Source organism: Aquimarina sp. (genome assembly GCF_977115655.1).
The window spans coordinates 1-10,956 of the sequence record NZ_CDSBKO010000102.1; the positions used below are offsets into that span (position 1 = coordinate 1).

At 33.3% G+C, this 10,956-nt stretch carries 12 protein-coding genes; 10 read left to right on the forward strand and 2 right to left on the reverse strand.

Annotation, left to right across the window (positions count from 1 at the left end; translation table 11 throughout):
- Nucleotides 1-69: 69 nt before the first annotated feature.
- Nucleotides 70-1,137: a branched-chain amino acid aminotransferase gene (locus ACZIYX_RS22915; protein WP_462684595.1), complete on the reverse strand. Its 1,068-nt coding sequence runs from the start codon at nucleotides 1,135-1,137 to the stop codon at nucleotides 70-72.
- A 180-nt stretch (nucleotides 1,138-1,317) separates the two neighbouring features.
- Between ACZIYX_RS22915 and ACZIYX_RS22920 the strand changes: the two genes are divergently transcribed.
- The 3 genes from ACZIYX_RS22920 (at nucleotide 1,318) to ACZIYX_RS22930 (ending at nucleotide 3,535) form a co-directional block, all read left to right on the forward strand.
- Entirely contained in the window at nucleotides 1,318-1,839 is a 522-nt protein-coding gene (locus ACZIYX_RS22920; RefSeq protein ID WP_462684596.1) for a DUF4920 domain-containing protein, read from the forward strand.
- A gap of 11 nt (nucleotides 1,840-1,850) precedes the next feature.
- Complete coding sequence (mnmC2, locus tag ACZIYX_RS22925) at nucleotides 1,851-2,528, forward strand: tRNA (5-methylaminomethyl-2-thiouridine)(34)-methyltransferase MnmC2 (protein ID WP_462684606.1); 678 nt, start codon at nucleotides 1,851-1,853, stop codon at nucleotides 2,526-2,528.
- Between the two features lie 95 nt (nucleotides 2,529-2,623).
- A complete protein-coding gene (locus ACZIYX_RS22930; RefSeq protein ID WP_462684597.1) occupies nucleotides 2,624-3,535 on the forward strand; it encodes a TIGR01777 family oxidoreductase in 912 nt (303 codons plus the stop codon).
- A gap of 69 nt (nucleotides 3,536-3,604) precedes the next feature.
- On the opposite strand, the gene ACZIYX_RS22935 is transcribed toward ACZIYX_RS22930, so the two are convergent.
- On the reverse strand, nucleotides 3,605-4,276 hold the full coding sequence (locus ACZIYX_RS22935; RefSeq protein ID WP_462684598.1) for a YceI family protein: 672 nt from the start codon (nucleotides 4,274-4,276) through the stop codon (nucleotides 3,605-3,607).
- A gap of 166 nt (nucleotides 4,277-4,442) precedes the next feature.
- Here ACZIYX_RS22935 and ACZIYX_RS22940 point away from each other — a divergent pair, with 166 nt between their 5' ends.
- From ACZIYX_RS22940 to ACZIYX_RS22970, 7 genes are all read left to right on the forward strand, one after another.
- The gene (locus ACZIYX_RS22940) at nucleotides 4,443-4,985 is read left to right on the forward strand and encodes a nucleotide exchange factor GrpE (protein ID WP_462684599.1); all 543 of its coding nucleotides are present in this window, start codon (nucleotides 4,443-4,445) and stop codon (nucleotides 4,983-4,985) included.
- Nucleotides 4,986-4,991: 6 nt separating this feature from the next.
- Nucleotides 4,992-6,107 carry a molecular chaperone DnaJ gene (gene dnaJ / locus ACZIYX_RS22945; protein WP_462684600.1) on the forward strand — a complete coding sequence of 372 codons (1,116 nt, stop codon included), beginning with the start codon at nucleotides 4,992-4,994 and terminating at the stop codon, nucleotides 6,105-6,107.
- A 297-nt stretch (nucleotides 6,108-6,404) separates the two neighbouring features.
- The gene (locus ACZIYX_RS22950; RefSeq protein WP_462684601.1) at nucleotides 6,405-7,334 is read left to right on the forward strand and encodes an ABC transporter ATP-binding protein; all 930 of its coding nucleotides are present in this window, start codon (nucleotides 6,405-6,407) and stop codon (nucleotides 7,332-7,334) included.
- Complete coding sequence (locus ACZIYX_RS22955) at nucleotides 7,327-8,625, forward strand: ABC transporter permease (protein ID WP_462684602.1); 1,299 nt, start codon at nucleotides 7,327-7,329, stop codon at nucleotides 8,623-8,625. The genes ACZIYX_RS22950 and ACZIYX_RS22955 overlap by 8 nt, the downstream gene beginning before the upstream one ends.
- A 9-nt stretch (nucleotides 8,626-8,634) precedes the next feature.
- Nucleotides 8,635-9,525: a mechanosensitive ion channel family protein gene (locus tag ACZIYX_RS22960; RefSeq protein WP_462684603.1), complete on the forward strand. Its 891-nt coding sequence runs from the start codon at nucleotides 8,635-8,637 to the stop codon at nucleotides 9,523-9,525.
- 36 nt (nucleotides 9,526-9,561) lie between these two features.
- The gene (locus ACZIYX_RS22965) at nucleotides 9,562-10,461 is read left to right on the forward strand and encodes a DUF6268 family outer membrane beta-barrel protein (protein WP_462684604.1); all 900 of its coding nucleotides are present in this window, start codon (nucleotides 9,562-9,564) and stop codon (nucleotides 10,459-10,461) included.
- On the forward strand, nucleotides 10,461-10,956 hold a 496-nt coding region (locus ACZIYX_RS22970), incomplete at its 3' end, for a sigma-54-dependent transcriptional regulator (protein WP_462684605.1). The genes ACZIYX_RS22965 and ACZIYX_RS22970, both read left to right, overlap by 1 nt.

Below are 10,956 nucleotides of genomic sequence, written 5' to 3' on the forward strand. Positions count from 1 at the left end.
GGCATCCGACCTCCGGCATCCGACCTCCGGCATCCGACCTCCGGCATCCGACCTCCGGCATCCGACCTCTTAAACCTTATATCTCCATCCAAAAGAATCTTCGGATTTATTGTATTGTATATCCATTAATGCTTTTTTGAAATAAGCAGCATAGGAGTTTTCTTGTTTGGCAAGCTCATAATTTTTTCCTTGGTATCCAAAAGCTTTAATAGGACTAACTACTGCTGCGGTTCCTGCTCCAAAAATCTCTTTTAAGCTGCCATTTTTTGCAGCCTCTACAATTTCACTAACTTTTACAGGTCGTACTTCTACCTTGTACCCTTCTTTTTCGGCAATAGCAATTAAGCTTTTGCGGGTAATACCGTCCAAAATACGATCGCTAACAGGAGCAGTAAGCAAGGTGTCGTTTACTCTAAAAAACACATTCATTGTTCCGGCTTCTTCCATATACTCGTGTGTATTAGAGTCTGTCCAGATTATTTGCTGGTATCCTTCTTTTTTAGCAAGGTTGGTTGGGTAAAATTGCCCTGCATAGTTTCCTGCAGCTTTTGCATATCCAAAACCACCACTGGCAGAACGGCTAAATTTTTCGGCAACCAAAACACTCACATCCCCACTATAGTAAGATTGTGCAGGAGAGCATATAATCATAAATTTATACTCATCTGCTTCAGAGGCAGATACACTGGCTTGTGTAGCGATAACAAACGGGCGAATGTATAAAGAATTTCCAAAACCGGATTTGATCCACTCGTTATCCAGTTTTAATAATGTTTTTAGTCCTTCAAAAAAGTAATCTTCAGGAAATTCTGGTATTGCCAGACGTTCAGCAGATTTATTAATACGCTTAAAATTTTCATCTGGTCTAAATAAAAACGTATCCCCGTTATCATCCTTATACGCTTTCATTCCTTCAAAAACAGCCTGCCCATAATGAAAAACACGAGCAGAAGGGTCTAATGTTAATGGGCCATAAGGTACAATTTTTGGATTCTGCCATTCTCCATTTGCATAGTCACAGACGAACATGTGATCGGTAAATATTTTGCCAAAATTAAGGTTTTCAAAATCTACTTGTCCAATTTTAGACTCCTTTACGGTATTAATTTCTAAGGTTTGAGAAATTATGTTTTTCATCCTTTCTAAATTTAAAAGATAGCAACAACACACTATCCTGAGTTTATTATCCTAATATTTTGTCTGAAAATGAAGGTGGTACTAACACCTTTTTTAATTCATTGTAAAAATACCTTTTTCTGATAAAATAAGAATTTTATAAATGTTTAATTTTGTAAAACATAAGAATAATCAAAGATTATGAAAAAAAGCATACTGTTTTTTATAGGGTCACTATTGTTTTATAGTTGTGACACCTCTGTTAAAAAAGAAAATTCTCTGAATGCAACAACCGAGAATGTGATAACCAATACACAAAAAAGATATAAGAGTTTTGGAAACGAAGTTCTGTTGGAAGATATAGAGGGTATAAAAGTTGTTACCAATAAATATGAAAACTTAAAAGAAGGAGATACTCTTGCAATTACTTTTGCTACCACCGTAAAATCGGTTTGTAAAGCAAAAGGCTGTTGGATGAGGGTTGCTTTGGATACAGATAAAGAAGCTATGGTAAAGTTTAAAGACTATGGTTTCTTTGTCCCAAAAGATATAGAAAACGATACAGTAGTGATTCAGGGTAAAGCATTTGTAAGTGAAGTTTCTGTCGAAGAGCAACGTCATTTTGCCAGTGATGCAGGAAAAACAGAAGAAGAAATAGCAGGGATTATTGCTCCCAAAAAGACATACTCTTTTATCGCTAATGGTGTTTTGGTAAAGAAATGATGAAGGGAAACATAAAACGCGAAATAATTACTACCGCAGATGGGTCAAAGACTATCTATTTACCAGAGTTAAACGAACAATACCATTCTAAACACGGGGCAATTAACGAGGCAAAACATGTATTTATAAAAAATGGGCTAGATCATGTTTTGGATAAAAACAACCCAAGTGCTGTTCGTATTCTGGAAATAGGTTTTGGAACAGGGCTAAATGCTTTTATAACTTTTTTGGAAGCAGAAAAAAATAACTTGCCTGTGGATTATGTAGGAGTAGAGGCATATCCTGTTTCTATAGAAGAAGCGACTGTAATGAGATATCCGGAAGCGCTTTTGGCAAAGGATAAAGAACCTTGTTTTAAAAAGATGCATCGATCTATCTGGGAACAACCTGCCAAGATTACCCCCAATTTTAATCTAACGAAACGCAAACAGTTTTTTATAGATATAATAGATCAAAATCAATACGATTTAATTTATTTTGATGCTTTTGGGGCCAGGGTACAACCAGAACTATGGACTTCAGAAATTTTTAAAAAGATGTATGAAGCACTTAGATTAAAAGGTGTTTTGGTTACCTATGCAGCCAAAGGAAGCGTGCGAAGGGCAATGTTAGAGGTAGGTTTTGAAGTAGAAAGACTTCCTGGCCCTCCGGGAAAACGGGAAATGCTTAGGGCAACCAAAAATGAATGATTTAAACGATTGTTAAACCTATAATAAAGGAATAGGTTTTGTTGTAACAGGGTATTATTTTGTCTATGATTTAATAAAATACAATAAAAGAACAGATGAAAGTTTTAATTACCGGTGCAACAGGTTTGATAGGTCAGGAAATAGTAAAACTGTGTCATCAATCTACTATAGATGTAAATTACTTAACCACGAATACTTCTAAAATAAATTCCCAGCCAAATTATAGAGGGTATTTCTGGGACCCAAAAAAACGGGAATTAGATACCGAATGTTTTGATGGGGTAGAGGTTATTATTAACCTTGCAGGGGCTACCGTAGCAAAAAGATGGACTTCTTCTTATAAAAAAGAGATAATAGAAAGCAGGACAGAAACAGTTTCCCTTATTTTAGGGTCCTTAAAAAAAATAAAACATTCGGTTAGGCACATTGTTTCTGCAAGTGCAGTAGGAGTGTATCGGGATTCTTTTCAAAACTATTATACAGAAGATGTATCTGAACGAGATCCTGGTTTTTTAGGAGAAGTGGTCACCCAATGGGAAAATGCTGTTTTACAATTTAAAACATTAGGTATAGACGTAAGTTTGTTGCGTATTGGGCTTGTGTTGTCTGCTAATGGAGGTGCGTTTCCTAAAATAGCGAAGCCTATACAAATGAAACTAGGAGCTTGTTTTGGTAGTGGTAAGCAATGGCAAAGCTGGATTCATGTACATGATTTAGCTCGTATGTTTTTATTTATTGTCGAAGAAAGACAAACAGGTGTTTTTAATGCTGTAGCACCTAATCCTGTTTCTAATGAAAAACTTACCTATATCATAGCAGAAAAACTAAATAAAAAAATAATATTGCCCAATGTACCTAAGTTTATTATGAAACTTGTACTTGGAGAAATGCATAGCATCTTGTTTTCTAGTCAACGTGTTTGCAGTGATAAAATTTCTGCGTTAGGATTTGTGTTTGATTATGATAATATAAGACCTGCAGTAGATGTACTTATTGAAGAATTTTAAAAATGACTTCCATAAAAAAGCCGATACTTTTTTGGGTATCGGCTTTTAATAAAATTAACTTTAATTGTATTAAGCTTTATTGGCTTTTATACTAATTTTTAATTCGATATCATCATTAATGAATTTATCTCCCAGGTTTTCAAAAACAGATTTAGAAGCATAATTCACACCCCATTCTGTTCTGTTAATAGTAAAGACTTCTGTATCCAGCGTTATTGTGTCACCATCAACAGAAGTTGTTGCCGGGAAAGATATATTTTTTTTAATATCCTTTATAGTTAGATCACCATCTATATAGGTTTTGCCATCTTTTTCAGAAATCCCTGTTATTTCAAAAACTGCTTTTGGATATTTGGCAACGTTAAAGAAATGATCTTCTTTTCCTTCGCCTTCACCTTTTAAATGTCCTTCTAAAGATGTTTTTTCTTCACCTTCCAGATCGGTCACAGTAATAGAAGCCATGTCAATAACAAAAGAACCACTTTCTATATTCCCATCTTTAGATTCCATACTGCCACTAGTCAATCCCAATGTTCCGTTATGTTTTCCAATAGGCTTGGATCCGATCCACTCAATAGTGCTTGATGCTGTGTCTACTTTGTATAATACAGCTTCTGCAGGAGTTTCTTTTATCTGTTCTGCGGTAGTAGCTTCGGTTTCATTTTTCTTTTCCCCTTTGCAGGAATACGCTGTGATTATAAGTACAGTTGCTGCAAGTGTTACAATAAAATTGGTTTTCATAATTATTTTAGTTTATAGTGTTTTAAATATTGCCAAAATTATTTTTTTATAGCAGGAATATTCTTAAATATATACTAAAAAAAATCCTGTGACATTATGACATTAATTTAAAATTGGCAGTACTTTTGATATTTCAAAAAGAAAACGTACAAAAGATACGAGTTACATGAGTAAAAAAAATAAAAACACCGACGATGTAAAAGATCAAGTAGAAGAAGTACTTGACACTCCTGTTACACAAACAGAGACAGAAGAAATAGATGTAGAAACGCAGCTTAAAGAAGAGTTGGAAAAAGAAAAAGATAAATTTTTAAGGCTCTTTGCAGAGTTTGAGAATTATAAAAAACGAACTTCCAGAGAGCGTTTAGAACTATTTAAGACAGCTAGTCAGGATGTTATTCAATCTATGTTGCCAGTATTAGATGATTTTGACAGAGCGTTAAAAGAAATCGAAAAATCTGAAGATAAAGATCTTATAAAAGGAGTAGAGCTAATCCATAATAAATTAAAAGAAACTTTAAAAAGTAAAGGATTGACAGAAGTAGAAGTAAATGCGGGAGATACTTTTAATGCAGATGATCACGAAGCAATTACTCAAATACCAGCTCCAAGCGAGGATTTAAAAGGTAAGATTGTTGATGTAATAGAAAAAGGGTATGCCTTGGGGGATAAAGTTATTCGTTTTCCAAAGGTGGTGACCGGTCAATAATAAATTATGAAGGAAGATTTTTACAACATATTAGGTATAAGCAAGGGTGCTACTGCAGCAGAAATTAAAAAAGCGTATCGCAAAAAAGCTATAGAGTATCACCCGGATAAGAACCCGGGAGATAAAGCAGCAGAAGAAAAGTTTAAAAAAGCAGCAGAGGCATACGAAATTTTAAGCGATCCGGATAAAAAAGCACGTTATGACCAATACGGGCATCAGGCTTTTGAAGGTGGTGGCTTTGGCGGCGGTGGCGGTATGAATATGGACGACATATTCAGCCAATTTGGTGATATTTTTGGCAACGGTGGCTTTAGTGGTTTTGGCGGATTTGGTGGCGGTGGCAGCAGACAACGTCGGGTCAAAGGTAGCGACCTGCGCATACGTGTTAAACTTACATTAGAGGAAATTGCAAATGGTGTAGAAAAGAAAATCAAAGTAAAAAGAAAGATTCAGGCATCTGGTACAACTTACAAAACTTGTAGTACCTGTAATGGCTCCGGGCAAGTAACAAGGATAACCAATACCATTCTTGGCAGAATGCAAACTTCTTCTCCTTGCACTGCATGTGGTGGATCCGGACAGATGATAGATCATAAACCTGCCGATGCAGATGCACAAGGATTAAAAGCTATCGAAGAAACCGTTAGTATCAAAATACCAGCAGGAGTAGAAGATGGTATGCAACTTAAAGTTTCGGGAAAAGGTAATGAAGCCCCTGGCAATGGTATAGCCGGGGATCTTATTGTAGCTATAGAAGAGCAGGAACATCCCGAACTACAAAGAGAAGGTAATAATTTGCACTATGATTTGTATATAAGTTTTTCTGAAGCTGCTTTGGGAGCATCCAGAGAAATAGATACCGTTTCAGGTAAAGTAAGGATAAAAATTGAAGAAGGAGTGCAAAGCGGTAAAATACTGCGATTAAGAGGAAAAGGAATCCCTAGTATTAATGGGTATGGAACAGGAGATCTTTTGGTACATGTAAACGTATGGACACCAAAAACGCTAAACAAAGAACAACGGGAGTTTTTCGAAAAAATGGCTAAAGACGATCATTTCAGACCAAATCCGGAAAGTGGAGATAAGTCATTTTTTGAAAAAGTAAAAGATATGTTTTCGTAAATAAATTAGAGTATCTAACCATTTAGAATCCTTTAATTGTGTTAACGTTTGATTAAGAAAAATTTGTATATTTGAAACATCACTAATCGCATTTAGTGATAATTTTTCTTTTTCATAGCAATTTTTTTCCCATCCTTAATATTCATATTTAGGGTGGGTTTTGTTTTTTTATAAGAAAAATTTATGCCCAATTAAAAACTAATTATTTTGCGCAATTAATAGCAAACATAATTAGCATAAGTTTTTAAGTTTTCGTATCATTCGGGTTTCATAAAAACTAAAACTATATTACTATCTATGGCTAATCTTTTAGAGGTACAACAAGCCACAAAACGATTCGGAACCTTTACTGCTTTGGATAATGTATCTATACAAGTACCAAAAGGGAGCATTTTTGGATTACTAGGGCCTAACGGAGCAGGAAAAACTACTTTGATAAGGATTATTAATCAAATTACATTACCAGATGAAGGAGGCGTGTATTTGGATAATGAACCTCTTAATTCACAGCATATTAAAGATATTGGATACCTTCCGGAAGAAAGGGGCTTGTATAAATCTATGAAAGTAGGAGAGCAAGCATTATATCTGGCACAACTTAAAGGATTAAGTAAAACCGAAGCTAAAGAGCGCTTAAAATATTGGTTTGATAAATTTGATATCGCACACTGGTGGGATAAAAAAATCCAGGAACTCTCTAAAGGAATGGCACAAAAAGTGCAATTTATAGTTACAGTACTGCACAGGCCAAAATTATTGATCTTTGATGAACCATTTAGTGGCTTTGATCCTATAAATGCCAACCTTATTAAAGATGAAATTCTACAATTACAACAAGAAGGTGCAACAGTCATATTTTCTACCCACCGTATGGAAAGCGTAGAAGAACTATGTGATCATATTGCACTTATTAATAAATCCAAAAAGATATTAGAAGGTAAAGTAACCGATATAAAAAGAGAATACAAATCCAATACTTTTGAAATAGGGATTTTAACTGAAAACAGCCAGGATTTATATACTCATTTGCAAGAAAAATTTACAGTAGAGCCAGCAGATTTTAAAACAATTGATGACCAGTTAAAGATGAAAATAACTTTAGATAAAAATATGTTGTCAAATGATTTACTTCAGTATTTATCTAATAAAGGACAGGTAATGCGATTTAATGAAGTAATACCAGGAGTTAACGAAATATTCATTAAAACCATTACAGAAAATGAATAACCTGAAACTGATTATAAAAAGAGAGTTCATAGCTCGTGTTCGTAATAGAACATTTGTAGTAATGACTTTTTTAAGCCCACTAATAGTAACAGCAATGGGTTTTTTGATTACCTGGCTGGCAACACTAAATAATGATGAAATTCGTAAAGTTGCCTTTTTTGATGAAACAGGTGTATTTCGCTCTGATTTTAAAGACTCAGAAGATATTGATTATATAGATTATAGTAGTTTAAGTCTAAATGATGCCAAGGATTCAGTTGTTATTAAAAAATTAGATGGATTATTATATATACCAAAAAAGCTTACGAATAAAGAACTAGCGTCATCCATACAATTTTTTGCAGAAGAAGCTCCAAATATTACTATCCTTAATACTATAGAAAAAATAATAGGTAGCAAATTAACGAATCAAAACTTTAAAGAAAAAGGGTTGGATTTAGATGTTATTGAAGATTCTAAAGCAAAAGTAAATATTCAAATTGAAAATTTTTCTGGAGAAAAGACATCAAAGATGTCTAATTATGTAAAAATGATTTTTGGTGGTGCAGCGGGATATTTTTTAATGATGTTTATTATTATTTATGGTAATATGGTCATGCGTTCTGTAATCGAAGAAAAATCTAACCGCATTATAGAAATTATTATTTCTTCAGTAAAACCATTACAATTAATGATGGGGAAGATTTTGGGAACTTCTTTTGCAGGGATTCTTCAGTTTTTGATCTGGGTAATATTAGGAGGAGTTCTGTTAGCAGTAGCATCCTCTGTTTTTGGAATAGAACCACAACCTGTAGGCATGGAATCAGCTACGATACTGCAAGAAAATAACCAGCAAGAAATACAATTGATACTGCAAGATATCATGAAACTCCCATTAGGAACATTAGTGTTTTCTTTCTTTATCTACTTTATAGGAGGATATTTTTTGTACAGTGCAATCTACGCAGCGATTGGCGCGGCAGTAGATAGTGAAACAGATTCTCAGCAATTTATGCTGCCTATTATATTACCATTAATGTTGGGGATATATGTCGGGTTCTTTTCGGTTATCGAAAACCCTCATGGTACCGTTTCTACAGTTTTTTCTATGATTCCTCTAACTTCTCCGATAGTTATGCTAATGCGTATTCCCTTTGGTGTTCCTTGGTGGCAGGTTTTGATTTCTATATTTTTGTTAGTAGCCAGTATATTGTTTATCACATGGCTGGCAGCAAAAATATACAGAGTAGGTATACTTATGTATGGTAAAAAACCAAGCTATAAGGAACTTTTTAAATGGATGAAATACTAACCAAATATTATGCAGCAAGAAGAGATAACAGAACAAGTAAAAGTAGTTATTAAAGAAGATATTTGGGGGGCAATCAAAGATTTTTTGAATTACGAAATTTTTCATTTTGGAACAGAAAAAGAACCAATAGTGCTTACTGTGGGATTGCTGTTGTTTGTATTATTTGTTATTGCAATAACGTCTTTTATCCTTAAGGTTATAAGAAAAATTGTAACCAAAAAATTAGCGTATGAAGATGAGGTTAAATTTGTATCAGTATTCTCTTTTGCAAAGTATTTCATATATATTATAATACTATTTATAACATTAGATAGTATAGGTTTTAACATAACAGCAGTATTTGCCGCTTCTGCAGCATTATTGGTTGGAGTTGGTTTGGCACTGCAAACCCTTATTCAGGACATTATTTCTGGAGTATTTATTTTTATAGACCAAACAGTACATGTAGGGGATATTATTGAATTAGAAGGTAAAGTAGGAAGAGTAGAAGAAATAAAACTAAGGACTACAAGGGCGGTAACCATAGATAATAAAGTATTAATAATCCCCAATCATAAATATTTAACATCAACCCTGTATAACTGGACTCAAAACGGAACTATTACACGAGAGTCTGTAGAGGTTGGTGTAGCCTATGGTAGTGATATAAATTTGGTAAAAGATTTATTAATTCAAGCAGTGTTAAATAACGAAAACATACTTAAAGAACCAGAACCTGTAGTGTTATTCACTAATTTTGGGGATAGTTCTTTAAATTTTAAAGTAGTCTTTACGCTTAACGACAGTTTTCAAGCAGGCGTTCCTAAAAGTGAAGTTAGATTCGAAATAGATCGTTTATTTAGAGAAAATAATATCACTATTCCTTTTCCACAGAGAGAAATTACTATTTTGAAAAAATAAAAAAGTATAAAATGTGATAATGGATAAATCCAAAAGATGAAAAATAAAAATCTTGTTATTATAGGGATACTAGTATTTGCGTTTAATGTAATACAAGCACAGCAAACAGAATTAGCAAGAATAGAATATACATATATACCACAAGCAAATAATGATAATATCTATAATAGATTTAAGGTTTCAGTAAATTATCCAATTAAAATAGACAAAAAAGGGACTTATTTAATAATTAACCCCGGTTATAGGTTCGATAATTTACAAATAAAGGACGTATCCTTGTCTGAAAAACAAAATACGCTGGGTAAATTTCATACTGGTGGAATAGAATTAGGCTATACTTTTAAAATGAAAAATGATTGGCGTTTTGGTGCCAAACTAGGAATGAAAATATCTTCTAATTTTGAAGAATCCGGTATACAAAATGAAGACCTAAGATATACAGGAGCCTTATACTTTGTAAAGAGTTATAAAAATAAGCAAGCACCAAAAACAGCTCTTTTTGTTTTTGGTGTAAAATATACAACACCAGCAAGTTTAAATTTCCCTTTACCAATCCTTAATTATTACAGTAGATTTCATTCTAGTTGGTCTTACTCAATAGGTACACCCAAATCAAGTTTTAAATATTATTTTAATGAAAAAAATACAATACAAACTTTTATTGGTTTAGATCAGTTTTATAGTAATTTGCAAAAAAATCAAATATTTATAGGTAAAGACGGAAAAGAAAAAATAGCAGAAAACATATCCATGCTTAGCGTTTTATACGCATTAGGCTACGAATATTATTTTACGGAACACTTATTGTTCTATGGATATGCAGGATATACATTAAAAAATGAAATTCGTTTACGGGATAATGACCAAAAAGATGTGAGAATTATTGAAGATAAAAATACATTCTATTTTCGTAGCGGAATAAAATATAAAATATAATGGCAAAAATATTAGTAATAGAAGACGAAGCAGCAATTCGTAGGGTTCTTGTAAAAATCTTATCCGAAGAAAATAATAAATACGAAGTTTTTGAAGCAGAAGACGGACTTTCTGGAATAGAAAAAATTAAGACAGAAGACTACGATCTTATACTTTGTGATATTAAAATGCCAAAGATGGATGGGGTAGAAGTACTTGAGGCGGTAAAGAAAATAAAACCAGAAATACCAATTGTAATGATATCTGGTCATGGTGATCTGGATACTGCAGTAAATACAATGCGATTGGGAGCATTTGATTACATCTCTAAGCCGCCAGATCTTAATCGTTTACTCAATACAGTACGCAATGCTTTGGATCGAAAAGAATTGGTTGTAGAAAATACAATGTTAAAGAAAAAAGTATCCAAAAACTATGAAATGATCGGTGAGTCTGCCGCTATTTCTGATATAAAAAATATTATCGAAAAAGTAGCCGCTACAGATGCAAGAGTTT